General features: G+C 60.9%; 24 protein-coding genes. 16 read left to right on the plus strand and 8 right to left on the minus strand.

Annotated elements, in window-relative coordinates; all coding sequences use genetic code 11:
• From ILFOPFJJ_RS33520 to ILFOPFJJ_RS33530, 3 genes are all read left to right on the plus strand, one after another.
• Positions 1-2,156, plus strand: a 2,156-nt coding sequence (locus tag ILFOPFJJ_RS33520) for a VCBS domain-containing protein (protein ID WP_173514707.1), incomplete at its 5' end; no start/stop codon positions are given.
• A gap of 80 nt (positions 2,157-2,236) precedes the next feature.
• On the plus strand, positions 2,237-2,602 hold the full coding sequence (locus tag ILFOPFJJ_RS33525) for a hypothetical protein (protein ID WP_173514708.1): 366 nt from the start codon (positions 2,237-2,239) through the stop codon (positions 2,600-2,602).
• 17 nt (positions 2,603-2,619) lie between these two features.
• Positions 2,620-3,822, plus strand: a complete 1,203-nt coding sequence (locus ILFOPFJJ_RS33530) for a type 1 periplasmic-binding domain-containing protein (protein ID WP_173514709.1) — start codon at positions 2,620-2,622, stop codon at positions 3,820-3,822.
• Between the two features lie 247 nt (positions 3,823-4,069).
• On the opposite strand, the gene ILFOPFJJ_RS33535 is transcribed toward ILFOPFJJ_RS33530, so the two are convergent.
• Genes ILFOPFJJ_RS33535 through ILFOPFJJ_RS33545 form a run of 3 tightly spaced genes read right to left on the minus strand, consistent with a single transcriptional unit; the run spans position 4,070 to position 6,963 of the window.
• The gene (locus ILFOPFJJ_RS33535) at positions 4,070-5,131 is read right to left on the minus strand and encodes an aldo/keto reductase (RefSeq protein WP_173514710.1); all 1,062 of its coding nucleotides are present in this window, start codon (positions 5,129-5,131) and stop codon (positions 4,070-4,072) included.
• Between the two features lie 42 nt (positions 5,132-5,173).
• The gene (locus tag ILFOPFJJ_RS33540) at positions 5,174-5,833 is read right to left on the minus strand and encodes an aspartate/glutamate racemase family protein (RefSeq protein ID WP_173514711.1); all 660 of its coding nucleotides are present in this window, start codon (positions 5,831-5,833) and stop codon (positions 5,174-5,176) included.
• Positions 5,834-5,874: 41 nt separating this feature from the next.
• A complete protein-coding gene (locus tag ILFOPFJJ_RS33545; RefSeq protein ID WP_173514712.1) occupies positions 5,875-6,963 on the minus strand; it encodes a LacI family DNA-binding transcriptional regulator in 1,089 nt (362 codons plus the stop codon).
• A gap of 202 nt (positions 6,964-7,165) precedes the next feature.
• Here ILFOPFJJ_RS33545 and ILFOPFJJ_RS33550 point away from each other — a divergent pair, with 202 nt between their 5' ends.
• The 7 genes from ILFOPFJJ_RS33550 (at position 7,166) to ILFOPFJJ_RS33580 (ending at position 16,345) form a co-directional block, all read left to right on the plus strand.
• Entirely contained in the window at positions 7,166-8,197 is a 1,032-nt protein-coding gene (locus tag ILFOPFJJ_RS33550) for an ABC transporter permease (protein WP_173514713.1), read from the plus strand.
• Between the two features lie 24 nt (positions 8,198-8,221).
• Positions 8,222-9,232, plus strand: coding sequence for a substrate-binding domain-containing protein (locus ILFOPFJJ_RS33555; RefSeq protein ID WP_173514714.1), 1,011 nt, complete (start codon positions 8,222-8,224; stop codon positions 9,230-9,232).
• 95 nt (positions 9,233-9,327) lie between these two features.
• Positions 9,328-10,881 carry a sugar ABC transporter ATP-binding protein gene (locus ILFOPFJJ_RS33560; protein WP_173514715.1) on the plus strand — a complete coding sequence of 518 codons (1,554 nt, stop codon included), beginning with the start codon at positions 9,328-9,330 and terminating at the stop codon, positions 10,879-10,881.
• Positions 10,878-11,912 carry an ABC transporter permease gene (locus tag ILFOPFJJ_RS33565; protein WP_173514716.1) on the plus strand — a complete coding sequence of 345 codons (1,035 nt, stop codon included), beginning with the start codon at positions 10,878-10,880 and terminating at the stop codon, positions 11,910-11,912. Before ILFOPFJJ_RS33560 ends, ILFOPFJJ_RS33565 begins: the two co-directional genes overlap by 4 nt.
• A gap of 22 nt (positions 11,913-11,934) precedes the next feature.
• Positions 11,935-12,936, plus strand: a complete 1,002-nt coding sequence (locus ILFOPFJJ_RS33570) for a dihydroxyacetone kinase subunit DhaK (protein ID WP_173514717.1) — start codon at positions 11,935-11,937, stop codon at positions 12,934-12,936.
• Between the two features lie 9 nt (positions 12,937-12,945).
• Positions 12,946-13,590 (plus strand): dihydroxyacetone kinase family protein, encoded by a 645-nt coding sequence (locus ILFOPFJJ_RS33575; RefSeq protein ID WP_173514729.1) that lies wholly within the window; start codon positions 12,946-12,948, stop codon positions 13,588-13,590.
• A 214-nt stretch (positions 13,591-13,804) separates the two neighbouring features.
• Positions 13,805-16,345 carry an NAD-dependent epimerase/dehydratase family protein gene (locus ILFOPFJJ_RS33580; protein WP_173514718.1) on the plus strand — a complete coding sequence of 847 codons (2,541 nt, stop codon included), beginning with the start codon at positions 13,805-13,807 and terminating at the stop codon, positions 16,343-16,345.
• Between the two features lie 76 nt (positions 16,346-16,421).
• Here ILFOPFJJ_RS33580 and ILFOPFJJ_RS33585 read toward each other — a convergent pair whose 3' ends face one another.
• Entirely contained in the window at positions 16,422-17,201 is a 780-nt protein-coding gene (locus tag ILFOPFJJ_RS33585) for a ZIP family metal transporter (protein WP_173514730.1), read from the minus strand.
• Positions 17,202-17,519: 318 nt separating this feature from the next.
• Between ILFOPFJJ_RS33585 and ILFOPFJJ_RS33590 the strand changes: the two genes are divergently transcribed.
• Together ILFOPFJJ_RS33590 and ILFOPFJJ_RS33595 are read left to right on the plus strand one after the other, a co-directional pair.
• Positions 17,520-18,413, plus strand: a complete 894-nt coding sequence (locus tag ILFOPFJJ_RS33590; RefSeq protein WP_173514719.1) for a hypothetical protein — start codon at positions 17,520-17,522, stop codon at positions 18,411-18,413.
• Positions 18,414-18,547: 134 nt separating this feature from the next.
• Complete coding sequence (locus tag ILFOPFJJ_RS33595) at positions 18,548-18,934, plus strand: hypothetical protein (RefSeq protein WP_173514720.1); 387 nt, start codon at positions 18,548-18,550, stop codon at positions 18,932-18,934.
• A 126-nt stretch (positions 18,935-19,060) separates the two neighbouring features.
• On the opposite strand, the gene ILFOPFJJ_RS33600 is transcribed toward ILFOPFJJ_RS33595, so the two are convergent.
• Positions 19,061-19,468, minus strand: a complete 408-nt coding sequence (locus ILFOPFJJ_RS33600; protein WP_173514721.1) for a DUF1236 domain-containing protein — start codon at positions 19,466-19,468, stop codon at positions 19,061-19,063.
• Between the two features lie 596 nt (positions 19,469-20,064).
• Between ILFOPFJJ_RS33600 and ILFOPFJJ_RS33605 the strand changes: the two genes are divergently transcribed.
• Both ILFOPFJJ_RS33605 and ILFOPFJJ_RS33610 read left to right on the plus strand, forming a co-directional pair.
• Positions 20,065-20,376 carry a PepSY domain-containing protein gene (locus ILFOPFJJ_RS33605; RefSeq protein ID WP_173514722.1) on the plus strand — a complete coding sequence of 104 codons (312 nt, stop codon included), beginning with the start codon at positions 20,065-20,067 and terminating at the stop codon, positions 20,374-20,376.
• Positions 20,377-20,415: 39 nt separating this feature from the next.
• Positions 20,416-21,021 carry a general stress protein gene (locus ILFOPFJJ_RS33610; protein WP_173514723.1) on the plus strand — a complete coding sequence of 202 codons (606 nt, stop codon included), beginning with the start codon at positions 20,416-20,418 and terminating at the stop codon, positions 21,019-21,021.
• A 118-nt stretch (positions 21,022-21,139) separates the two neighbouring features.
• Here the strand turns inward: ILFOPFJJ_RS33610 and ILFOPFJJ_RS33615 are convergent, their stop codons facing one another.
• The gene (locus ILFOPFJJ_RS33615; protein ID WP_173514724.1) at positions 21,140-21,346 is read right to left on the minus strand and encodes a CsbD family protein; all 207 of its coding nucleotides are present in this window, start codon (positions 21,344-21,346) and stop codon (positions 21,140-21,142) included.
• Between the two features lie 269 nt (positions 21,347-21,615).
• On the opposite strand from ILFOPFJJ_RS33615, the gene ILFOPFJJ_RS33620 reads away from it, so the two are divergent.
• Both ILFOPFJJ_RS33620 and ILFOPFJJ_RS33625 read left to right on the plus strand, forming a co-directional pair.
• Positions 21,616-22,221 carry a cysteine hydrolase family protein gene (locus tag ILFOPFJJ_RS33620; protein ID WP_173514725.1) on the plus strand — a complete coding sequence of 202 codons (606 nt, stop codon included), beginning with the start codon at positions 21,616-21,618 and terminating at the stop codon, positions 22,219-22,221.
• Positions 22,222-22,558: 337 nt separating this feature from the next.
• Complete coding sequence (locus ILFOPFJJ_RS33625; RefSeq protein ID WP_173514726.1) at positions 22,559-22,774, plus strand: hypothetical protein; 216 nt, start codon at positions 22,559-22,561, stop codon at positions 22,772-22,774.
• Positions 22,775-23,084: 310 nt separating this feature from the next.
• Here the strand turns inward: ILFOPFJJ_RS33625 and ILFOPFJJ_RS33630 are convergent, their stop codons facing one another.
• Together ILFOPFJJ_RS33630 and ILFOPFJJ_RS33635 are read right to left on the minus strand one after the other, a co-directional pair.
• A complete protein-coding gene (locus ILFOPFJJ_RS33630) occupies positions 23,085-23,291 on the minus strand; it encodes a hypothetical protein (protein ID WP_173514727.1) in 207 nt (68 codons plus the stop codon).
• A 164-nt stretch (positions 23,292-23,455) separates the two neighbouring features.
• On the minus strand, positions 23,456-25,735 hold the full coding sequence (locus tag ILFOPFJJ_RS33635; protein ID WP_173514728.1) for a PBP1A family penicillin-binding protein: 2,280 nt from the start codon (positions 25,733-25,735) through the stop codon (positions 23,456-23,458).
• Positions 25,736-26,226 lie beyond the last annotated feature (491 nt).

A 26,226-nucleotide genomic window follows, 5' to 3' on the forward strand; every position in this document is an offset into this window, starting at 1 on the left:
CCGAGGGCGAGAGCCGCACCGAGACCTTCGTGGTGACGGTCACCGACGACAAGGGCGCCACCGACACCCAGACGGTGACGATCACCATCACCGGCACCAACGATGCGCCGGTTTTGACTGTCGATCACGCCGGTTCCGTGACGGAGGATCTCGGTGTTCTTGCCGGCAACCTCAGCGACAGCGGCAACCTGAGCTACACAGACGTCGACATCACCGATACACATTCGGTGACGAGCACGCTCGTCGGCGCGCCGGCATGGTCGGGCGGTGATCTTTCCACCGTGCTCACCGCATCGCAGATTGCTGAGTTGACCAACAATTTTGCGATCGCCGGCTCCAACTGGACCTACAACGTCTCGAATGCGCTTGTGCAGTTCCTCGACAGCGGCGAAACGATCAGCTTCGCCTATCAGGTCACCGTCACCGATAGCCATGGCGCGACCGACACCGAGACTGTGACGATTACCATCAACGGCGCCAACGACGCGCCTGTGGTGGCAAGCACCTGCGTTTGGCTACCGAGCGATCCGGCCCAGCAGACACCTGGCTTTGGCAGCGGATATCCGCTGCAGGTATCGGTCCCGACGGATGTCGATGGCGAAAACGTCATCGTCACCGCGACCAATGCACCAAGTGGCGTGTTCTATTTCGACGGCAGCAGCTACGTGGCGGTGACCGGCGCGACGGTGCTCTACAATCCCGCGTCCGGCGTCAATCTGCTTGACGATCTCGTCTACAGGCCGACCGCTACGGTCAATGACACCGTCGTCAGAACCTTGAACCTGCAGGCGAGCGACGGGACGACAACGACAGCCTATTCGGTGACGATCAACGAGGTGCCGCCCAACCGGCTGCCTGCAACCTCAGTGAGCATCAACGACGACAAAGGCGGGCCGCTGACCTCGGGAAACAGCGTCACCAAAATGATGCCGGTATCCCAGAGCTTTGCCGATGGCATTAATGCGAATTTGTCGGGTGCAACAATCAAGATCCTGACGGATTTTCAACAGACGAACTTCCAGACGCCGATCCCGCTTGGCGAGCGTGATCCGACCGGATTCAATGGAAGCAGCGCAGGTACTGCACGTGAAAAGGAACTGCAGATCGAGCTTCAGATCGGAACCAACAGGTTCGTCGTCGTCGAGGCAGACACGACAGCGGCGAAGTTCGAGCAAAGCTGGTTTTTCGATCAGAGCACCGGTCTCATGGCCGCGACCGTAAGCTATTCAAACATTTACCTGCTTAACAGCTCGGGCATCGCGACGGCGACGACCCTCGCAGATTTTCTCGCGCAAAATCCCGTCCACGCTGGCGATCAGTGGACGATGAGTTATTACGACAACAATGGTGGTAATTTTCAAGGGCGGTCCGCTGAGTTCCAGTTCTATTACAATGATCCGGGCGATCCCGGCATCGTCGTTGTTGGCGACAATACGAAGTCCAATCTCATCTATGGTACCTCAGCTGCCGACAATCTCACCGGCGGCGCTCTCGACGACACCATCATCGGCCGCGGCGGAAACGACGTGATCAATGGCGGCGGCGGCAACGATACGCTGCGTGGCGGCGCCGGCAACGACACCATTGATGGCGGGAGCGGTGTTGATCTCCTCGATCTGTCTGATGCTTCCTCAGGCGTGACACTCACACTTACGCAGTCGACGGGCAATACCGTGGCGGACCTCACTGCGGTTGGTCTGGGCATCGACACCTACCGGAACATCGAAGGTATCATCGGGTCGGCCTACGACGACATCCTGATTGGCAGCGCTTTCGACGATCAACTTTATGGCGGCGTGGGCTCGGACACGATGACGGGCAGCGGTGGCGCCGATACCTTTGTGATCGGCGGCAACGAACTGCAGATCGGCATCGACGACGTCATCACCGACTATCAGGCGAGCGAGGGCGACGTCGTCGACCTGACCGAGCTGCTTGGTGACCTGGCGCCCGACACCGTACTCGACGACAACTTCGTCAGGGTCGTCCAGGACGCCAATAACAGCAGCGCCAGCCTGCAGGTGGACACGGACGGCAGCGCCGGGAATGCCTCAGGGTGGCAGACCGTGGCCGTTCTCGAAGATTTCTCGGTCTCGACCGAGGTCGTGAAGATACTCTTCAACGAGAACGGCACCAAGACAACGGGTGAGGTCTGATCGTCGGCATCATCTTTACATTTTTCCGACTCGCGGCAAACATGGCGCGGACCGGGCTTTCCGGAGGGGGCATCTAGCGAATGATCAGAGTTATATTCACGGGGGCAGTGATTGTCCTCGCAGCTTCGGCAACTCATGCCGCCGACCTTGTGGTCGATTATGTGGCTGGCGCAAGGCAATGCGACACGCTTGACGCGTCGTCTCTAGCGGCAGGACAGGACATTACCTTGCTCACGAAGGAGGTCGTGTCACGCATGGACCAGGCGGTCGCGGTCGCCGACGACCCGCGATGGATTTCTTCCACCCGCCCGACATTCGTCTGGGCCTCGGAGGCCAAGGTTGCTTGCGGCAAGGCCTATGGTTACCTGCAGTCCGGTTGGCGCGACGAAGACTATCTCGCCAAATGCGATTGCTTCCACGCCAAGATGCTCCGCTTCATGCACTGAAAAGAGACGGTTAGCCCATGCCGGTCAATGCAGTTCCATCGGCAAAGCGCGCCGCGCTTCGCCTTCCATGGGTGACGCTTGCGACAATGATGTGCGGGCTGCTTGCCGGTTGTCAGGGCGCGACGAAGGAGGTCCTTGACGTCGCACCGCCAAAGGCGGGGCAGGTGCGCCGTGCGGCCATGCAAGCGCCCAAGCCGCAGGAGACCATTGGCGTCGGACCAACTCGCATCGGGCTTGTCACCGCGCTGATGGCGACGACCGGTGCAAGCGAGCGAGAGCGCGACGTTCGCGACGGTGCGCTGCTCGCGCTGGACGAACTCGGCGGCGGTGAGCTTGCGCTTGCCATAGAAAATACCGACGGCTCACCGCAACAGCTGCGGGACGCCGCCCAGCGGCTTGCAAGCCAGGATGTGAAGCTCGTCGCCGTGTCGGCCACTGACGCGCCGATAGGCGTCGTTCGCGAGGGGTTCGGCGCCAAGGGCGCACCAATCCTGGCGCTGCGGAACAATGCATTGGAACGACCGGCTGGAACGTTTTCCTTCGTGTCCGACCGGATCGACAGCGCCGTCGAAGGCGCTTCCTACGCGGCAGCATCCGGCCGAACACGGCTTGTCGTGCTCTCGTCGGCGGATTTGACCGCAACCGAGAGCCAACGGCTGGCCAGTGGACTTGCCAGCTACAACATCAAGCCGCTCGTGATGACCGCCGCGGGCGCAGAACCGTTTTCGGGAGATGCGAACACCAAAGCCAGGATAAAGGACGTCGACTCGGTACTCCTGGTCGGTGCGGGCGATGCGGACGTAGGCGCCCTTTCGCGGTTGAGGGCGGGCGGGTACCTGAAGCCGGACGCGATTATCCTCGGCAGCTCCGGTTGGTCATCCGCCGCCTACAAGCGTCCGGAGCTCGCCGGCAGTCACCTCTGTCTCTTCGGGCCGGAGAACGGCTCGCGGATGACGGCAAGCTTCCGCCAGAGATATGAGCGGCCGGCAGATGTCGACGCAGCCTACGGCTTTGATGTCGTCGCGCTCGCGGCGGGTCTCGCGCGCACGCAAAATGAAAATGGAATTAACGAGCAAACCATGAAGTCCCCCGCTGGTTTCCTCGGTGCGGCAGCCGCATTTCGTTTCGACAAGGACGGTTCCGTAAGGCGAACCTGTGCTATCCATCAGGTGGCTGGCGGAAGCCTGAAGCTTGTGGATCCGGCGCCGCGTTCGTTCTGAAGCGGCCCGCGCGAAGTACAGCTCGTTTCGCTTGATGTCTGAGCTTTGTGACGTTGCGAAGCAACGGATCACGAGAGGCTATGCCTTGGCGATGTTTAAGACATGCTGCGCTCGCCGGGAGGACGAGCGCTTTGTTGCTCGCGGCACTGATCATAATGATTTTGGGTCGGGTCGACCTAAAATCATAAAATCGATTCTACTAAGTTGGAGCGGGATGCGGGCCGCATACGCTTTTCCCCATCCCACTCTAGACAAGTCCGAGAGCCTCATAGCTCGCATGCAAGCTCCAGTCGGCTGGACCGAAGCGGTCCCTGGCGAAATTGTGCTGATGCCAATAAGGATAGAGGTAAGGCAGGCGGCTGACCTGGTTCAGCCGCTCCAGCTCCTCTGCCGAAAGCACGAGATCGACCGCCGCGATATTGTCCCTGAATTGCTGCTCGCTAAGTCCGCCGACAACAAGCGTTGCGACGCCCGGCCGGGTTAACGTCCAGGCGAGATTGACCTGGGCGACACTGACGCCTCGCTCCGCGGCGATCTCTTCAAGCACATCGATGATGTTCCAGAGTCGCTCCTGGTCACGGATCGGCGGCTCGGTCCAGCCCGCCGCTTGCCGGGAGTGAGCCGGAGCCTTGTCGCGGCCGAAGGCACCCGAGAGCAACCCGGCCGCCAGCGGGCTCCAGACCATCACGCCGAGGCCCTGATCGACCGAGATGGGCAACAGCTCGTATTCCGCTTCACGGGCCTCGAGCGTGTAATGGATCTGCTGCGTGACGAAGCGTGGCAGATTTCTGGTTTCGGCGACACCGAGAGCCTTCATGATGTGCCAGCCCGAATAATTGGAGCAGCCGATGTATCGGATCTTGCCCTGACGCATCAGCATGTCGAGCGCAGAGAGCATCTCATCCAGCGGCGTCACCCCGTCCCATTCGTGCATGAAGTAAATGTCGATATGATCGGTCTTGAGGCGTTTGAGGCTCCTCTCGCATTCGCGGATGAGGTGATAGCGGGATACACCCTCGTCGTTCGGTCCGTCGCCGATCCGCATGCGCGCCTTTGAGGAGATCAGCACGCGATCCCGTTTGCCCTCGAGTGCCTCGCCAAGGATCTCCTCGGAGCGACCGAGCGAATACATGTTGGCGGTGTCGAAAAGGTTCACGCCGCCATCGACGCAGACGTCGATGAGCCGCCGCGCATCCTTCACGTCCTGGTTTGCGACTTTCGCAAAGGCGCCGACGCCGCCGAAGGAGAAGGTTCCCATCGTGATGGCCGAAACCTTGAGGCCGGAGCGGCCGAGTGTCCTGTATTCCATTGTTCACTCCCATCAATGAATATTTGCAGCCGCCGGGCCTTTTCAGATCGATGCCAGCTGCGTGGCGATATGGGCCATTCCGAGTTCCGGACTGGTCAGGAAGGGCACGGGTGTTTCAACGCCACGGTCGGCAAGTGCCGCGGCCATCGATGCCTGGGCAAGCACAACGAGGTCGACGGATTTCGCTAGTGAACGATAGCCCTCCATTACCCGTGCGTCGTGCGCCTCGCGATCGCCGGCGCTGAGCCGCTCGAAAGCGCCGTCGCACAGCATCGGCACAATCGTGCAGTCTTTCCCCTCGGCCCGGGCGCAGTCCTGCAGCAGCGCACTTGTCGGGGCGAGGGTCGTGGCTAGTGTCGCAAGCACGCCGATGCGCCGCGCGCGTTCCACGGCGGCCTCGGCCATGCCCCGATCGATGCGGAAGAGCGGTACGGACGAGAGCGGCCGGATGAGGTCGACCGCACCGCCGAGCGTCGAGCATGTGACAACGATTGCGTCCGCACCGGCATCGGCGGCGGAGAAGACGTAGTTGCCGAGCCGCTGCGTCGTCTTTTGCGAGAGCACGCCGTCACGCACCGTATTGGCCAACAGGCTTTCGTCGACGATGTTGAAGCTCGTCCAGCCGGGCAGGGACCGCGCGGTAAGCGGCCGGAACTTCGCAGCGAGATCGGGCACTGTATGGATCAGGGCCAGCGATGGCATCTTGGTTCCTCCTGTGTCGGGCCAGTGGGCGCCCTTGACGCTTAATCCGCAGGCTGCCTCGCGGTCGTCTTCGCCGATCTTCGCCTGCTCGGCTGCTTCTCTCCGCGCGAGTCGCTGGCGCGCACAACGAGATCCGCACCCACCAGGATTTTTACGGATGGCTGAAGCTCGGCTGCGTTGATCAGATCGTCGAGAACGGTCACCGCCAGGTACCCGATCTTGCGCTTGGAAACTTCGATCGTCGTCAGCGAGGGTTCCATCGTCGCACTTTGCGGAAGATTGTCGAAACCGATGACCGAGACATCGTCGGGAATGCGAATGCCGAACTCTTTAAGAGCGCGTATGAAGCCGTAGGCGATGATGTCGTTGGTGCAGAAATAACATTCCGCAAGCTCGATGCCGGATTGCAGAAGCGCGCGGGTATCGGCATAGGCGCCGTCATAGGTCGACTCGACCGAGATTATGTCCTCTTCGCGCGGCTTCAGGCCAAGGCGCGCCATGTTCTTGAAGAAGGCGTCCTGCCGTAGCTTGAAGTTCGTGGTATCGACATGACTCGCCACGAAGCCGATGCGCTTGAAACCCTGCTGCTGAAACCGCGACAACACCTTGTAGACGGCATCTTCATTGTTCATGTCGACGAAATTGGCGTCGATCACGTCATAGAAGGTATCGATGAAAACCGTTGGCAGGCCCAACCCCTGTATCAGGCGGATATCGGCCTCGGTGAGTTCTGTTCCCAAGGCGATGACCCCGCTGATCGGAGCTCCGGCCAGGGACTCCGCAACGGCGCTGATTGGCTGCCCCTCGAAACTGACCACCTCCAGCGTGTAGTTCCGGCGTGTGGCCTCAGCCGACATGCCGTCGATGTAGTCGGATATGAAGACGCTGTGATCGCGATTCACGGTGTGACCGTGTTTGGCGATCTTCAAGAACCGCAAGGTTTCTCCTGGCTCGGTAGTGCTCTTGGTCACCCGCGGCACATAGTTGAGGCTGGCCACTGCCTCCAGCACGCGCGCACGCGTGACACCTGAAATGTCTCCCTTTCCGTTCAAGACGAGCGAAACCGTCGCGGGCGACACGCCCGCAGCGTCCGCGATGTCCCGGATGGTCAGAGTTTTCTTTTCCTTCATACGCACCTATCCGGAGTCCGATTTCTCATGCCGCGGAGACAAGAGCGTTTAGTAAACAGGTGCCCCGCCTGATTACGAGGCGTAGGACAAAAGCTGCCTAGCCGCAACCGAAATTCATGGAGAATCGGCTTGCGGAAGGTAATTTCCTTTGATAACCGTTTTAGTAAAGCTTGCATCGGTTTACTAAACAAGGGAGGAGACCATGCAAAAGACTGGCGGGCAGCTCGTCATGCTCGTTGCCATCAATTGCCTGTTGCTGGTTCTTGGCGCCGCCATATCAGGCGGCTCTTTCCTTTCGCTGTTCAATCTTCAGTCGATGGCGAGTCAGCTGCCGGAAATCGGCCTCCTCGCCATTGGCGTCATGCTCGCGATGTGCGCCGGAAATGGCGGTATCGATCTCTCGGGCATTGCCCTGGCGAACCTCTCCGGGGTGCTCTCCGCGGTAATCGTGTCGTCCTTTGTGTCGAGTGCGGAAAGCGAGTTGGCTTTCAGCTTGGGCTTCATCGGGGGTGCAGTGGCGATCGGCTTCTTCGGTGGCGTGATCAACGGCCTGCTGATCTCGAAACTCAACATCACGCCGATCCTCTGCACGCTCGGCACGCAAATGGCCTTCATGGGGCTCGCGGTCGTCGTCTCCGGTGGCAAGGCGGTTATGGTTGGCAGTCCGGCACTTCTCTCCAGCATCGGTAACGACATGTTCCTGGAGGTGCCGATCAGCTTCCTGATCTTCGTCGTCGTCGCGGGATTGATCGCAGCAGCGTTGAAGTTCACGCCCTATGGGCTCTGGCTGATGCTGACGGGTACCAATCCGAAGGCAGCGGTCTATGCAGGCTTTCCGAGGACCGGCGTGCTGGTGGCGACCTATGCGATCAGCGGCACGCTTTCGGGATTGGCGGGCGTCATCATCGCCGCGCGCAACGTCAACGTTAAGTTCGACTACGGCAGTTCCTATCTGCTGATCGCGATCCTGATCGCGGTCATGGCCGGCGTGAAGCCCGAAGGTGGTTATGGACGGGTGATCTGTGTGGTCCTGAGCGCCGTGGCGCTGCAGTTGATGTCGAGTCTTCTCAATTTCGGCGGCCTGTCCAACTTCGTGCGCGATTTCGCCTGGGGACTGCTGCTGCTCACCTTCCTTGCCGTTGGTCGCTATGACCTGACCGGCCTCCTGTTCCCTGGCAATCGCCAGCCGGTTTCTTTGGCGCCGCGCCCTCACGCGCCGAAGCAAGACAACTGAGGGAAACTTGTCGTGGAGGAAAACATGAAGTCACTTTCGAAGAAGATGCTGGCTGGCACGGCGGTCGCGGCCGCAGTGCTCGTCGGTTCCGTCGGCACCCTCGTTGCGCAGGAAAAGCCGGTCATTGCAACCGTCGTGAAGATCAGCGGTATTCCGTGGTTCGACCGCATGAACACTGGGGTCGATGCGTTCGCTGAGGCCAATCCGGACGTGGATGCGAGCCAGAGCGGCCCGGCCACCGCCGATTCCGCCCAGCAGCTCCAGATCATCCAGGACCTCGTCGCCAAGGGCGTCAACGCTCTGGCCGTCGTTCCGATGGATCCGGCAGTTCTCGAAGGCACCTTCAAGCGTGCGATGGAGCGCGGCGTCGTCGTCGTGACCCACGAAGCAGACAACCAGGTGAACACCCATGCCGATGTCGAGGCGTTCGACAATGCCGATTACGGCGCGGCGTTGAACGAGCGCCTGGCCGAATGCATGGGCAAGCAGGGCAAGTGGACGACCTTCGTCGGCTCGCTTGGCAGCCGCACCCACATGCAGTGGGTTGGCGCAGGCGAGGAGAACGCCAAGAAATACTCTGACATGCAGCTCGTGGATCCCAACAACGAATCCTTCGACGATGCGAACGGTACCTATGAAAAGGCCAAGGAGATCCTGCGCAAGCATCCGGATATCAAGGGCTTCCAGACCTCCGCTGGCAACGACGTCCTTGGCGTCGGCCGCGCTATCGACGAAGCGGGCCTCACGGGCAAGGTATGCCTGGTCGGCACCGGCCTGCCAAACCCGTCCGCCGATTTGCTCGAGTCCGGCGCGATCACCGCTATCGGCTTCTGGGACCCGCAGAAGGCCGGCATGGCGATGAACGCCGTGGCCAAGCTCCTTCTCGAGAAAAAAGAGGTCGCGAACGGCATCGACCTCGGTGTCGAGGGTTACAACAAGGTGACGGTGAAGAAGGGCGCGGGCGAGGGCCTGTTGATCGTCGGCAACGGCATGGTGCTCGCCGACAAGGCCACCTACAAAGAGCACCTTTTCTGATCGCTCTCCCAAGCCGGCCGGGGACGTCTTAAGGCTCCCCGGCCGTTAACCGCGGCGCCCGTCGCGGCTGTTTGCAATTTACGAAGGACTGCGACGTGTCGGCAAAAGCAAGTGGCGAACAAGGCTCGGGCCGGTTCCTCGAGCTTAGAAACATCCAGAAATGGTTTGGCGGCGTGCATGCACTGCGCGGCATCGATCTTACACTTCAACTCGGCGAAGCCTACCACCTGCTGGGTGAGAACGGTTGCGGCAAGAGCACGGTCATCAAGATCATGTCCGGGGCGCTTGAGCCGAGCGCCGGGGAAATCGTGCTGGACGGCCAGAGCTTCACCGCTCTGACGCCGATACAATCGTTAGCCGCAGGGATAGAGACCGTATACCAGGATCTTTCGCTTCTTCCCAACCTGACCGTCGCTGAGAACGTAGCTCTGAACGAGCAACTCGTTGGTGCAAACGGGCGGCTGGCACGACTTTTCGACCGCGCACGCCTGCGGCAGACTGCCGAAAAAGCGCTTGCAACGGTCGGCTTGCCAACCGACCGCGCGTTCCTTAATACGACAGTCTCCGATCTTCCGCTCGCGGCGCGCCAACTCGTGGCGATCGCCCGGGCAATCGCCACACGCGCCAAGCTTGTGATCATGGACGAGCCCACCACCTCGCTCACCCGACGTGAGGTCGACAACCTGATCCGCGTTGTGGAACGGCTGCGTTCGGAGAACGTCGCGGTGCTGTTCGTGACCCACAAGCTTGACGAGTGCTACCGCATCGGCGGCCATGCCATCGTGTTCCGCGACGGACAATGCATCGCGCAGGGGCCTATCGAAGAATACAGCAAGAAGCAGCTTGCGGAGCTGATGACGGGGCGCGCCATCGACTCCGAACGCTATCGGACAGGCAAGCCGGCAACGACTGAGGTGCTGAAAGTCAGCCGTTTGATGGCGCACGGCGTGGAGCAGGTCAGTTTCAGCGTCCGGCAAGGCGAAATCCTGGGGATCACCGGACTTGCCGACTCTGGTCGCAACGAGCTTGCCATGGCGATCACGGGCGTCGAGCCGGCCGGCTCCGGCACGATCACTCTGGAGGGGCGCGACGTGTCCATCCGGCGTCCCGCCGACGCCATCGCGCTTGGTATCGGATATGTGCCCGAGGACCGTCTCGCCGAAGGTCTGTTTCTGGACAAGTCGATCTTCGAGAACGAGATCGCGCTGATCGTCACCAAGCTCAGCAATGCGCTCGGCGTCGTCGACAAGGAAGAGGGCCGCGCGATCGCTGCCCGCCTTTGCGAGGAAATGCGCCTCAACACCAGAAACCTGGACCTGCCGGTCGGCGCGCTGTCGGGCGGCAACCAGCAACGTGTCCTGATAGGCCGCTGGCTCAGCATCGCACCCAAGCTTCTGGTGCTTCATGGTCCGACGGTCGGTGTCGACGTCGGGTCGAAGGACACGATCTATCGCGCAATCCAGTCGCTGGCCGAGGCCGGCATGGGCCTGATCATCGTGAGCGACGATCTGCCGGAGCTGCTGCAGAACGCGGATCGCATTCTGGTCATGAACAGCGGACGCGTCGTTGCCGCGGTCGACGCGGAGCAGGCGACCGAGGAACAGCTCTACAGGGCAATGCTGACTTCGAAGATGGAGACCATTCAATGAGTGCTTCACGGATCGAGGAGCTTCAGGAAGGCGCCTCGCGGACCCGGTCTTTCAGCCTGGGGGACCTGATCCGCAGGCGGCCGGAATCGATCACCTTCGTGCTGCTGGTGGCGATCTGCGTGATCGTTGCCGTGATCAATCCGGCTTTCCTGCAGCCCTCGACGCTGATCGACATCGGCCGCGCCAGCGTGGTGATGGGTCTTTTCGCCCTTGGCGTCTTCATCATTCTGGCGGCCGGCGGCATCGACGTCTCGTTCACGGCGATCGCAGCCTTCACCATGTATTCGCTGACGGTGCTGGTGCTCAATCACTTTCCCACCACACCGATTGTCGTCATTCTGCTCGTCGCTATCCTGGGCGGCATGCTACTTGGCATCGTCAACGGCCTATTGGTGCACCATCTGAACGTACCGTCACTGATCGTGACGATCGGCACGCAATATCTGTTCCGCGGTTTCCTGCTCTCCTTCGTCGGCACGGTATGGATCATGTCCCTGCCGCCGCAGATGGGCGCATTCGGCCGAATGCCACTCTTCCAGTTCGAATCCGCGAACGGGGCCGTGGTGACACTTCCGTTCTACTTCCTGATCCTGCCGGTGGCCGCGCTAGTGACGTGGTGGATCCTGAACCGAACGCTGATGGGACGCGCGATCTTTGCCGTCGGCGGAAACGCAAACATCGCCAGCCGCCTCGGCTACAACCTGCGCACTGTCCAGATCTTTCTCTTCGGCTATGCGGGAGCGTTGGCGGGGCTCGCAGGCATCATCCATGTCTGCGCTAACCGGCAGGCCAATCCTTTCGACCTGGTCGGGACCGAGATCAACGTGATCGCGGCCGTTGTCCTCGGCGGCGCAAGGATCACCGGCGGCACAGGCACCGTGCTCGGTACGATTCTCGGTGTGCTTCTGATCGTCGTCATCAACAGCGTGCTCGTGATGGTGGGTATTCCCAGCACGTGGCAGCGGCTTGTCGTGGGCAGTTTCATCCTGCTCGCCGCCGCCTTTTTCGTCACCCGCCAACGCAAGAAATAAGCCCTTACTCAGAGAGGAATTCATGAAGAAGTTTCTGAACGACCCGGTCAATTTCGTCGATGAGATGCTGGAGGGCATCTATGGCGCACACAGGGAATTGACCTATGTCGCAGACGACAAGCGCTGCATGGTGACGGCGAAACCGAAGGCCGGCAAGGTTGGCATCGCGACCGGCGGCGGTTCCGGTCATTTGCCGCTCTTTCTCGGCTACGTAGGCGATGGCATGCTCGACGGCGCGGCCGTTGGCGGCGTCTTCCAGTCGCCGAGTGCCGAGCAGATGTATCAGGTCACCAAGCATATCGATCAGGGGGCCGGGGTACTCTACATCTACGGCAACTACAGTGGCGACATCATCAATTTCGACATGGCAGCCGAGCTTGCCGATCTCGATGGCATCCAGGTGAAGCAAGTGGTCGGCAATGACGACGTTGCGTCGTCGGTCGTGGGCGAGGAGCACAAGCGCCGTGGCGTTGCCGGCATCTTCTTCGTCTACAAGGCCGCGGGCGCGGCTGCGGCCGAAAGCCTGTCGCTCGACGAAGTGACGAGGATTGCGGACAAGGCGCGGTCGAGGACCCGGACCATGGGCGTCGCTCTGTCGAGTTGCGTGGTGCCGGAGATCGGGCACGCTACGTTCTCGATAGGCGAGGACGAAATGGAAATCGGCATGGGCATCCATGGCGAGCCTGGCATCAGCCGCAAGAAACTGGCACCCGCCGACCAGGTCATCGACGAGATGATGGAGCGCATCTTCGCCGAACAGGATTACAAGCAAGGAAACGATGTCGCCGTGCTCGTCAACGGCCTCGGCGGTACGCCGATGGAAGAGTTGTACATTCTGTTTCGTCGCGTCGCGCAGCTTCTCGATGCACGCGGCGTCAAGGCGAAGCATGTCTGGGTTGGCGAATTCGCCACCTCCATGGAAATGGCCGGCGCTTCGATTTCGGTGCTGCATCTCGATGAAGAGCTCGACCGGCTCGTCTCAGCGCCCGCCAACACCCCGTTCTTCAAGCACTTTGCATCCTGAGGTGAGATGATGGACGCGATAAAGGCATCCGACCTGATCCGGCTTTTCGAAACCTGGAAGTCGCTATTTGCCGAGCAGCGCGAATTCCTGATCTCGCTCGATGGCAAGGTGGGCGATAGCGACCTCGGCATCACCATGAGCAAATCGTTTGCCGCGGCCGCGGACGCGGTTGCAGCCGAGGGTGAGGCGGCGGGGATTTCCAAGCTCCTGCGGACGGCGGGGGCAACGATGGCCCGCACCGCGCCGTCCACCATGGGCACGCTGACCGCAACCGGCTTCCTGCGCGCAAGCAAGTCGACCGAAGGCGCCGCGGCATTGGGGGCTGGCGAGATGGCGGGCTTCTGGCGCGCGTTCCGCGACGGTGTAGCCGAACGCGGCAAGGCGAAGGTGGGCGACAAGACCTTGCTTGACGTGCTGGACCCGATCGCCGTTGCACTTGAGGCTGCCGCAGGCTCCGGCGAGCCGCTGACCAAGGCGCTCGGGGCGGCGTCAGATGCCGCGGAGCAGGCACTTGAAGCGACGAAGTCGATGCTCGCCCAACACGGCAAGGCCGCTGCCTTCCAGGAAAAAACCATCGGCCTGCAGGATGCCGGCGCCACGGTCGGTTATTTCCTTATCAGGAGCATGGCAGAGTTCGCATCGTCTAATACCTGAACGATCGCGCCGCGCCCCGGCGAGAAGCGGGGCGCGGGACTGCTCAAAGAGCCGCGAGAGGCTCTTCGCACGCCCCGGCAGTTACGGATCGCAACCCAGGCGACCATCACAACTGATCACGAAAGGCGCGCCGAGCCTTGCGGGGGAGGGAACGCGGCTCGGAACTTCCCGTTGGAAGGGACGTTTGCAAAGAAGCTTCCGCAAAGGCTTCGACATGCCGAAAGAAACAAATCAGCCGACCGTTGTCATCACGGGCTCGAGCGGCTTTCTCGGACAGGCGATCGCGTCCGGCTTGAAAGACCGATACCGCGTCATCGGTTTCGACGTGGCTGCCCCGAAGGGTCCGTCAGACGGCTTCGAGACGATCGAAATTGATCTGACCTCCGATGACAGCGTGAGGGATGCGGTGGAGGCGGTGCGCAGTCGCAGCAGCAGTCGCTTGGCCTCGGTGATCCATCTCGCCGCCTACTACGACACGAGTGGCAAAAGCAACCCGAAGTATGATGCGGTGAATGTTGAGGGGACGCGTCGGCTGCTCACCGCACTGCAGGACCTCGAAACCGAGCAGTTCATCTTCGCGAGCACGCTGCTGGTGCACGCTCCGAGCCCGGACAAAGGCGCGCCGATCGACGAGGCCTCTCCGCTAGAACCGTCCTGGGCATATCCGAAGTCGAAAGCCGAAACCGAGGCGGTAATCGCGAAGGAACGCGGCAGGATCAAGACCGTGATCCTGCGTCTTGCCGGCGTCTATGACGAGGACTGCCGCGCCACATTCATCGCGCAACAGATTGCCCGTATCTTCGAGCGGCTTCCCACAGCCTACGTTTTTAGTGGCGATCTTGGGGCAGGGCAGCCTTACTTGCACAAGGACGACCTGGTTGAAGTCTTTGTGCGCACCGTCGACCGTCGCGGCGAATTGCCGGCCGAAAGCGTGATGCTGATCGGCGAGGAAGAAACCCTGTCCTACGGGGATCTGCAGAAACGCTTCGGCCAGCTTATCCATGGCGAGGACTGGCGCACGCTCGTCCTGCCCAAGGGGCTCGCCAAGACGGGGGCATGGGTGCAGACGGAGGTGCTCGACCAGGAGACAGACATCAAACCATGGATGATCGAGAATTCGGACGATCACTACGAGATCGACATTTCCCGCGCCCGAACCCTGCTCGACTGGGAGCCCAGACATAGCCTTGCAATCACACTGCCGGAAATGATCGGACGACTGAAGGAAGATCCGACCGACTGGTACGCGAAGAACAAGCTGGAGCCCTCCGCGGTGGCCGCTTCGGGGCCGGAGATCGAGCAAGCCGAGAAAAGACTCGACCGACCGCTGGAGCGCAGCAACGAGGAGGTCGAGGCCGCCGTGGAGCAACACCGGCTGCGCACGCTCTGGGCGCCGCTGGCAAACGTCGCGCTAGGCCTGTGGCTTATCGCTTCGCCGATGACGCTCGGCCTTTTTGATCCGGTTGTCGCACCGCTGCCTCCCGCGCTGGGGCACGAGATTACCGAAGCCGATATCCGCAATACGCGTCTCGGCATCAGCGAGATCGTCTCCGGACTGCTCGTACTCGCTTTCGCGCTGTTCGGTATGTATCGCCGTTGGTCCTGGGGGCAGTGGATTACGGCGGGTCTCGGCGTCTGGATCATGTTCGCCCCGCTCGTCTTCTGGACGACAAGCGCCGCCGCATACGCAATCGACACGCTTGCCGGCATGCTGATCCCGGTCTTCGCCGTAATGATCCCGCCGACGCCGGGCATCCGCAGCCGGGCGCTTGCGGCGGATGACGACCGCCCCCTCGGCTGGAGCTATTCACCGTCCTCCTTCACGCAACGTATCCCCATCGTGGCGCTCGCCTTCGTCGGCCTGTTCGTCTCGCGCTATCTCGCCGCCTATCAGATGGGGCATATCGACGGCCTCTGGGACCCGTTCTTCAGGCCGGGCGCCGCCCCCGTGCGCAACGGCAGTGAAGCGGTCGTGACGTCATGGGTATCAAAGGGGTTTCCAATCGCGGATGCCGGGCTCGGTGCCTTTGCCTACGCGCTCGACATCCTCGCCGGTGCGATCGGCGACCGGCGCCGCTGGCGCACCATGCCCTGGATGGTGCTGCTCTTCGGCTTGCTGATCATTCCGCTCGGCGCGGTAAGCGTCTCCTTCATCATCATTCAGCCGCCGCTGATCGGCGCGCTGTGCACGCTCTGCATCGTCCAGGCCGCAGTTACCGTTGTCCTGATCCCCTATTCGATCGACGAGGTGCTGGCGACCATTCAATATCTCTGGCGGGCGACGAGGGCGGGCGAGCCGCTCTGGCGAACGTTCTGGATGGGCGGTCCGGCGCTTTCGGAAAATCAAACGCCCGGGCCCGATCTCGACCGCCCGGCTTCCAAGCTGCTCAGGGTGTTCATCACGGGCGGTGTCAATTTTCCGTGGACCCTGGTGGCAAGCGTCTTCCTCGGCGCGGTCTTGATGGCGACGCCGCTCGTCTTTGGCAGCAATCCGCCGCTCTATTATAGTGATCACGTCGTCGGCTGCATCGTCATTATGGTCGCGGTTACGGCGATGGCAGAAGTTGTACGCCCCGTCCGTTTCCTGAATGTTGCGCTCGGTGCGTGGGTTACGGCATCACCATTTTTGCTTGCTGGCGGTGGCATGGCCGCATTCGCGGACGTCGCAATTGGGTTGGCGCTGATTGCACTCAGCCTGCCGCGCGGGACGCGCAGCAAGGAGCACTATGGCGGCTGGGATCGGGCGATCGTCTGAAATGCGCAATTGTTTCTGGAGCGTGGCGCGGCGCTTGCAGTTGCGCGCCGAAGCCTCGGGTTCCGCCCATTCTTGCTCAAGTTAATTCCGCAAGCGCCATGACTCCCAGGAAGCCGATGGCGTTGGCGATCGCCGAAGACTGCTGGAACTGGTGCGACTCCGCCTCGGGTACGAGGTCGGTGATGGTAAGGTAAAACATGCCGCCGGCGCCCATCGCAAAAAGGAAGCCCAGGACCGCTTCTGATAGACCCTTCAGAAGAAACCAGCCCGCAACCGCCGAGACGAACAGGGAGATCCCGATTACCGACGTCCAGCCGAGAATGTACCGGTTTGCTCCCTGCTGCTCCTCATCGAAGGCCAATTCGCCGATGCTCATGCCCTCGCTGAGATTGTCGACGCAGATGGCCAAGCCCACGATCAGGACCACGCCAGGCTCGAATGCGGCGCCAATGCCGATCGCCATGCCTTCGATCAGTTCCTCTGCGCTCGTGCCGCCGGCGAGCACAGCAATGCCGCTACCACGGGGTTTCTTGCGCCGGTGCAGGCGGTCGACCGCGCGCTTTTGATCCGCTTCCACCCCTGCCATTTGCCAGCGATTGACGTAGAGGTCGAGAACGTAGACGAGAGCCAGGCCAAGCAGAAATCCGGTGACCACGACCGGGACACTTGCGAGTTCCAGAGACTTGGGCATCATTTCAAATGCGAAGGTGCCGAGCAGAACGCCGGCTGCAAAGCCGACTGTGATCGAAAGCACGAGGCTCGATGGCCTGATCGCGATCGCGATCAGGCCGCCCATCGGCGACGCGACAGCCGCAGCAGAGGCAACTCCCAACGTAAGCAGCAGATCATTGTTCATCACGACCCAGGGCAATTCCATGAAAGCGTTTTCGTCCGGGAATTGCGTGATTTCAAATGGTTAGAACACTTTGTTGTTGTTTCAATGGAACAACAAATGATCTTAGCAACCTTCAGCCGGACTTGTCTTCCCGCGGGGCGCTCGCAAAGCCCGCAATCCTCGACATGCTCGTAACGGTCCGCACGACACGTTTGTTCCTGCAGCTCAACTGATGAGCGACGTTCGAACAAGCGCGTGATCGCTTGCCCGGCCTCGATGAACCAACCTCGGCAGCTTGGCGTTTCCCTTTGAGACGTCGATCGCCTAGGGTTTATTGTCGTGGAGTTGAAGCAACGACCCGCGCGCGAAAAAGAAGAAACGCTCGGCACGTTCGCGACCTTCCCCTACGACCGAATGACGGTCGAGCGTTTCCGGGAGGCCTTTCCGCGCGCGAGGTGGAGTGACGAGCGCAGGAGCTGGTTTGTCCCGGGCAAAACCGCTGCCCGCCGAGTGGACCGCTGGCTCGCGCGAGAAGCCGAGCTTCTCGATGCGCATGGAGACTCCAAGGGCAGAGATGCTTATGCCTTTGATCCGATTGTCAGTCCCTATCTCGAGATCGGCGAGGACCTCCGCGTTCGAACACCCTATTCCAAGACCGTTCTTGAGGAACTGCGTGCAATTCCATGGTCACGCTGGGACGAGGATCTACGCCTCTGGCACGTGCCGTTCCGGTCCTATGAGGAACTGCGTCGCCGCTGGCAAAGGATCGAAGAAGCGGCGAGACGTAGTGAACCGGAGGAACGGAAGCGACGTCGGGAGGCGACAAGAAACTCGACGGAGCAGAAGGCCGCGCGGTTGCGTTCGGCGGAACGCCGCCGCCGTCGTTATCCCTTGCCTTATGATGAGTTGCCACCCTTGGGCCGCCCCGTCGCAACCGAGCAGTACGGGATCGTCGTCTTTGTCGAGGTCTCGGGCGAGTTCGTCGAGCCGCCCGTGCTCATTACCTTCTATCCACATGCCGCCCGGACTGGGCTTGACTATGTCTGGGGCACTTGGCGCCCTGCAACCCTGTCAGAGCTCATAGCGACTTGGCCGGCCCGTGGTGAGCCGGGGCTGCGGGACCATGTCCTCGGCTGGTGGAAGCCGACACTTGCCGAGCTTAGGATTGCCCGCCGAAAGGCGCGTTCCACCGAACGCCGAAGACAAACCCGTGCGGCCAGCCAATTGAACTGAACCATCAGGGTTGGTCGCGTCGGCGTTCCAAGTCGCTGGGCGCCCCCCAAGCGGGCCTTCAGTACATGCATGAACGTCGTGGAACTTTCGCCGCCCTGCACGATTGTGCTCACGGCTACGTCGAGGAGATTTTCATGGCCAAGGCTCCCAGAATTGGGGAAACCATTCCCGTCGGTATTGTCGATAAGCAGAATGAAACAGTTGGTGTGCAGAAAAACAGGCCGCCGTCGCCCGCCAAGCAGATCAAACAGCTCCGCGCCGACTTGGAAGCACTCAAGCGTGCGGTCGCCCAAGCGGGTTACGACGGTGTGCAGCCTTCGCTATCGAGGACGCGAGCGGCGGGCAGAGCGGCTGGAGGCGCCATCACCGACCACCCCATCATCTTTGCTGGCGTTATTCTTGTCGCCGTTTTGGCCGTCGCCGGGATGACACATCGCCGATGGGAGCCGAAAAGCCGCGTCGATGTTCTGCTGGCGGACCTGATGCACCGCCTCGACTATGTAAAACGTCTCCTCCTGTGAGAGATTCTATCCCGAACGAGGCACCCTCACGGTTGCGCCCGCGAGCTAGACGAAAAGGTGGGTCGATAATCTGGCGGCATGACAGAAAGCAGGCTCCCCGCCGGGAGGGCAGGGAGCATAGCCGGCCTACTGGATGACCTGCACTACGGTGTAGGTCTTTGGATCAACGATCACGCGCTGCTTATTCACCACAGCATAGGCATAGGTCGGATTCTCGGGAATTGGCGTCAGAGTGACCGTCCGTGGAAGCGGCCGGCCCACTGCGATGGGCTCCTGGATAACGATCGTATTTGCCGGCATCGGCTGCTGCTCGACATATGTGACCACCTGCTGTGGTGGAGGAGAAATGACGGCACCGGCAATAAGCCCGACCGCGCCGCCGACAGCAGCGCCCACCGGACCCCCGACGATCGCACCTGTTACAGCCCCACCCGCAGCACCTGTTACGGCGGCATCGTTGTTATCGTTTGCCATTGCGGGAGCTGCAAGAAGGCCTGTCGCAAGCGCGGACACCAAAAGAATCTTTGCACTCATGGTCAGTACTCCTTTCATCGTATGAAGGACTGAACGAGCCGCGTAACAATAGGTTCCGCATATTTGCGAAATGTTAAAGACTATTACAAATCGTGAAAAGCATATTTATGGAGATCGCGGGTCAAATCCCCCTGAAATATGCATTGATTGGTCTTAATCACTTGTGGAGATACATATCGCACCTCTGAGAGTAGGGCTCTATTCGACTCCTCCGGTGCGCTAGCGACGCGCAAACCCCCAACATGATGCGGCGACCTCGCCGTCCACTTCCTCGGTTATTTCTCCTTACGTCTTTGGGCGTCAGTATGGGCGCCCACAGTCCCTCCATGGCGAGATGCAGTAGAATGTTGGAAAGCTCACCGCGATCGCACCTGACCGGAACCAAGTAGGGCGGCGGCGTCAACACCGCGAGCGGTGGTTCTGCCGGGATCCCGCGTAACCAAATCATGGCTTCCGCGAGCGTTGAAATCAGCGAACGCCGAGGGATGCACGATGCTTCCGCGACTTCGGTCAAGACGGATTGCCGGAACCAAAATTCCGTTCGTTGGTTTGATTTTGACCGGATTCGGAGACCAGATCCAGGAAGAGGTAAGCAAATGAAATATAAGATCTTTGCGGCGGCGGCGCTGATGGGCGCTGCCACGGTGCCGGCGGTTGCGCAGACGGCTTCTCCGTCGGGGGACACCCCCGCAGTCACCACGCCTGACAGTACCAATCCGGCTGCGCCTGTCGAGGGAGCTAACAGCTTCACGGAAGATCAGGCAAAGCAACGCATGGAGCAGGCCGGTTACACCGAGGTCAAGGAGCTGAAGCTTGATGATCAAGGTGTCTGGCGCGCGACCGCAATGAAGGACGGAAAGTCCGTTTCGGTCGCACTCGATTATCAAGGCAACGTAACGGCGCTCTGATCAGAAGACGCCCTACCAAATCCACCAAGGAGCACAAGCATGAGAACTGTCTCAGCGCTTTTCGATGACTATCAGGACGCCCGCAAAGCCGTGAGCGAATTGGAAGCTGTCGGCATTCCGTCCGACGATATCAGCATAGTCGCAAACAACGCCGGAGAACGTTATTCCGACGAGGCCTCGGGAGCAGCCGCGGGGGCGGGAGCAGGTGCCGGCCTCGGGGCCGCGGGCGGCGGCGCGATCGGTCTTCTGACCGGTCTCGGTCTAATGGCAATTCCGGGCGTCGGTCCTGTCGTCGCAGCAGGATGGCTGGCCTCGACCGCCGCCGGTGCTGTTGCCGGGGCCGTGGCCGGCGGCGCAACGGGTGGCATCATCGGCGCACTAACGGATTCGGGAGTGCCCGAAGAAGAAGCCCACTTTTACGCCGAAGGGGTTCGACGCGGGGGGACGCTCGTGTCGGCACGTGTCGATGAAAGCCGCGCAACTCAGGTCCTCGCGATCCTGCAGAAATCAAATTGGGTTGATCCCGCCGAGCGGCAGCGCGCCTATACCGAGGAGGGTTGGGCGCGCTTTGACGGTGCCGCGGCACCCTACACGCCAGACGAGATCGAACGCGAGCGCGAACGCTATCGGACAATGAGGGGTTAGGCCAACCCGGCGGTCCGCCGTGACAGACCCAAACGTCGACTCGCGCGCTGGACGTCGCGCGCCAAACACGAAGGTACCCCGCCGAGAGGCGGGGTACCGGACAATCTCTCAAAGCGCATCAGTTCCACGTCTGGCGGGAATACCAATCGTCGACATCTCGTCTTACGTTGTCCTTTTCGATGCCGTAACGTTCCTGGATCTTGCCCTCGAGTTGCTCACGCTTACCCGCGATCTCGTCGAGATCGTCATCGGTGAGCCGCCCCCATTGTTCCTTGATCTTCCCTTTGACTTGCTTCCAGTTACCTTCAACACGGTTCCAGTCCATGACTTTCTCCTGGTCGTTTGTTCACCTAGTGTTGGAACTCGCGATGGCGGATTTTGTTTCCTCTACCTCTCCAAACGACATGCCTGTTACGGGATCATGCGCCGCCCGGCACTCCTCGCCAGTGCCCCAAGGCCGGGAACAAACATCCGGATCGGTCGTTAGCCGGAAACGTTGGAGCATCGAGCGAATGAAGCGGCTCCTAAGACGCAGCCGAGGCAATGGCTCGTCAATCGTCGGCGCGCAATTGTTCCCTCATGAGCAGACAGGACATGGCAAAACTCTTCAAAGCGGAGTCTCTTGGCCACTGGCGGCATCTTTGTGTCGACATGCAAAAGATGTTTGCCGAAGATACGCCATGGCATGTTCCGTGGATGGACAAGGTATCTCCCGAGGTTATCGAGGTAGCCGGCCGTCATCGCGATCGCACAATCTTCACCCGTTTCATTCCTCCCAGGACCGCCGCCGGAATGCCGGGCACATGGGCGGCCTATTATTCGAAATGGTGGATGATGACCGGTGAGCATCTGCCCGCCGACATGATCGAGTTGATTCAGCCGCTTGCAAACCTTGTTCCACCTGCCCAAATACACGACAAGCGTACCTACTCACCGTGGTTTGACGGCACGCTCCATGCAAGACTTCAACGCGACCAGGTCTCGACACTGGTTATCAGTGGCGGCGAAACCGATGTTTGCGTTCTCGCCGCGACACTCGGCGCAATCGACCTCGGTTATCGAGTCATCCTTCTTAAAGACGCCGTGTGCAGCAGCGCAGATGATTCACATGACGCCTCGCTGGAGCTTTTGGGCGAGCGTTTTTCCGTGCAACTGCAGCTCATGACGACGGAGATGTTTCTCGCGGAGGCGAGCGCGTAACCCTCTACGCCAGCGCTTTCCGCGATCACCGGGGCACGGGCATTGCCTCGCTCCTCAAGGAAGTCAGGCATTTCAGGTTTCTCAAAAGCGGTGCGCGACGAAGGCTTGAAACCGGCTGGCCGACACCCATCTAATACGCCACTACCCGTATCGAGGTGCTTTCGAGCCGACGATTGGTCAGGCGGGAATTGCATCTCCGGGTCGAATAGGGCGCTCCCCGCAATGGGTTGAGCGCCCTATTCATTTAATATCAACGACAAAGCAACGGCGTTTGAGGGAACAGAAGCGCCGCCCAAGCATTCCGTTAATCGTGACCACGAACCATGGAGGAAGTGCGATGTCACAGCAGTCTCACGCTGTTGCCACCCCCGCTGGGCACGTTGTGACCGCGCGCGAAGCGCTGGAGTCGCTATACCTGCACCTCGAGCAGGAGGCCGAGGCCAGACTTGTGGCCGCAGCCATGCGCGCCGGTTGGTCCGCCGAGGAAGCTTTATCGGCGATCGACGACCTCAAGTTGGAAGACATGCAGGCCATCGTCAGCCGCAAATCCTGATAGCCCGGCGATACATCCGCGCGAAAAAATTGACGGCAAGGCGTTGCTCGGTCTCACCGGGAGCGGGCAAGGCCGGCGCCCAAGTCTATTCATTGAAGGAAGCGTCAGGCGTGAGAGGCGGAACATTTTGCCTGAGCCGCGGTTTTTTAGAGCAATTCAAAGGAGACCGTTATGAACAATCTCATTTGGCTCGTGGGCGCTGTCGTGATCGTCCTCGCCGTCCTTTCGTTTTTTGGACTGAGCTAAGGCGAGCTCGTGGAGCTGCATAAATCAAGCCTGCGGGCGTTCCAGCGAGAGGCAAGGTCACCGCCTAAAAGAGCTTGGCCATGGCGCGCAGAGCCGTGAGGTCCCTGACGCCGTTTTGATAGAGATCGATCAGCCGCGCGGCAATTTCCCTTGCTTCCTCACTGTCGATCGAGAGGTTCCGCTCGTGGACGGAAATCGCGAGGATATCCTTGAGCATAACGAACTCACCCGGAAGGATAAGGTGAGATCCGTCGCCGGTGGAAGCGTCCATGATATTTGCCTCCTGACTTCGCGCGAGGCGCAGCGAGGGCGGCCACAGTCCCGCCGAAAAAATCGCCATGCACAAGCGATCTTTCCCAACTGACAATCCGCTGGATGGTTCCTGGCATAGAGACATCGCACCTACGCCGGCCCGCGCAGAAGGTTGCGAGTTTGCTATTTTTCGCAAAGCCGACGTGGCCCGCTGTACGGTTGAAACGTGCAGTCTGACGGCTGAAACGAGCGATAGGCGCGGGCGCAGGCGTGAAAGTTGCAGGAGGCAGGTGCACCGCCGTCATTTGTGGAACCTGCCACCGGCGTATCGGGCTCGTTTGGTATGCTTTCGCTGCCCGTCGCCAATGCGGTGGTCATGAAGTTGCGCCAGATCCGTGCCGGGAGTTTACCGCCTGTTACCTCGTTCATCGGCGTTTCGTCGTCGTTCCCGACCCAAACCCCAACGACCAACCGTTCGGTGAAGCCAATGAACCAGGCGTCGCGATGGTTTTGACTGGTGCCGGTCTTGCCCGCCGCGAGCAGCATCCCGAGATCGGCCTCGCGTCCCGTCCCGCGCTCGACGACCAACCTCAACAAACCAACGAGGTCCGGCTGATACTGGCCGAGGTCGGTCGTGGGTTGCTTTGACGCCCCGACGCGAAATGCCTGTGGCTGTCCGTCGGCATGAAAGGATACGATCCCCCAGGGCTCGACCGGGGCGGCGCCAGCAAGAACGGAGGCGTAGGCGCCGCTGAGGTCAAGCAGGTTCACTTCCGATGAGCCGAGGGCCAGGCTTGGTGTTTCAGCAAGTTTGGCATCAATCCCGAGCTCCCGAGCGGCGGCGATGACCTTGTCGATCCCAACCTCCATTGCCAGTGCCACCGTCGCCGCGTTCAGCGACCGCGCGAACGCCTCTGCTATACTGACTTGGCCGCGATAGCCGCCGCCATAGTTTCCCGGGGACCAGCCGTCGACCTCGATCGGTGCATCCTCCACCCAGTCAAAAGGTGTAAGGCCGGCCTTCAATGCCGCATAGTAGACAAAGAGCTTGAAGGCGGAGCCAGGCTGGCGCATGGCCGTAACCGCGCGGTTAAACGTGCTCTTTGAGTAATCACGCCCGCCGACCATCGCGACCACGGCGCCCTGCGGCGTCATCGCCACCAAGGCAGCCTGCTGGACTCCCGCTTTTGTACCTTCCTGCTGGAGGGTTTCGGCAATGACATTTTCGGCGATCGCTTGCAGCCGTGGCATCATTGTCGTTCTGACCTTGATCGTGCCCCGATAGGGCCCCGCAAGCTCGCGCGCTTCCTGCATTACCCAGTCCGCAAACCAGCTCCCCGACCGTGTTGCCGGCTTTACCGGACGAAGCTCCGCAGTCGCGGTCTTGGCCTGTCCCGCGGTTACCTTGCCGCCCTCGATCATGGCATCGAGCACGGATTCCGCTTGCCGGCGCGCGCCATCTGGATTGTTGATCGGGTTGAGCTGCGAGGGCGCGCGGATAATACCCGCAAGCATTGCCGATTCACTTACGTTGAGTTCCCGCACCTCCTTGTCGAAGTAAATGCGGGCGGCCGCCGGTACGCCCGTTGCACCGGCACCAAGGTAGATGTTGTTCAGATAGCGCGTGAGGATTTCATCCTTGCCAAGTTTGTGCTCCAGCCAGAATGCTATGACAGCTTCCTGGATCTTTCGCTTCCAGGTGCGGTCTCGCTCCAGATAAAGGATCTTGACCAGTTGCTGAGTGATCGTGCTGCCGCCTTGAACGACTTCGCCTGCGCCGACATTCCTGTAGATTGCGCGAAGAATGCCCTTCAGATCGACGCCGAAGTGCTCATAGAAGCGCCGGTCCTCTCTGGTAAGGACGGCATCGATGAGATGAGGCGGGAAATCTTCTCGCGCCGCATAAGGCCCCTGAAGCGGCCCCTGGCTCACCAGCGGCTCGCCGGCGGCCGATTCAAGCACCACGACCGGCTTCAGCGAACCATCGGCGATCTCGTTCCAAGGCACGTCGGCCAAGGCCCAGGAGAAGAGGGCGATCAGCGAGGCAAGTGATGCCGCGCTCGCGGTCGCCGCGCTCCGCATTACGATAGCTCGTCTGCTACGTGGTCTCTCTCGTACGGAAGGGATGTCCCGCACACGCCGCCGGAGCCGTGCCCAGCTCAAGATTGTTGCAGTCAATCCGGCGCCCCCCGGCTTCGCGCTTGAGGGGCTCCCTCGCAGTCGCTGCCAGGAACTTCCGCCGAATATGCCAAGCTTTTCAGCGGCTTGCCGTGCCGCGTCGACTGCATCGCCCCGCACCGCCGCGCCAAGTCTCAACAAAGCCCGGCTGGTTTCGGCAAGCGCTTTCCGCGTACGCGCAAACGTTGCACCACCGGAGCTTGCCGCCGCTTCGATGCTGGGCCGGGAAGTGTCTGGCCTTTGGTTTTCCGGACCTCCGCCCGGAGCGGCATTGCCGTCCGCCATGCGTGAACTCTTTCCAAACGACTGCGCCACGCCGCCTTGAGGCGGGCGACGCGACCCCTCCGTAGCATTTTCTGCTTCGGCTTGGATCGCCTTGTTTGTCGCTCAGAACGCGTTGACCCGGCAAGAGGTTGCCAAAAACATTGTACAAAGGATGACGGCTGCCGCACGCGGCGGCGCCAACGCTTCATCTGCCCAGAAGCGCCGTATGCTCAAACCGTGAACAACGACGGTGTTGCTGCCGATCGCGTCGCACAATGCACTTGCGAGCGAGAGGGGAGGGACAATCCCTGCCACCGCGCTCGATATCCGCGGATCGCACGCCATCGCGGTCGCCGGCCCGACATCACGCGCCGATGGCGCTGACCCTCCTGATCAGGCACCCCGGCTTCATGGAGATTGACACCAGACAGATCCTGGACGTCGGCTTTGCTTCAATGTAAGCGGTGTTCTCAGGCCACGGGCTTGGTTTCTGGCTTGTCGGCGTAGGTCCA

Origin of the sequence: Sinorhizobium psoraleae (assembly GCF_013283645.1) — a bacterium.
Classification (GTDB): domain Bacteria; phylum Pseudomonadota; class Alphaproteobacteria; order Rhizobiales; family Rhizobiaceae; genus Sinorhizobium; species Sinorhizobium psoraleae.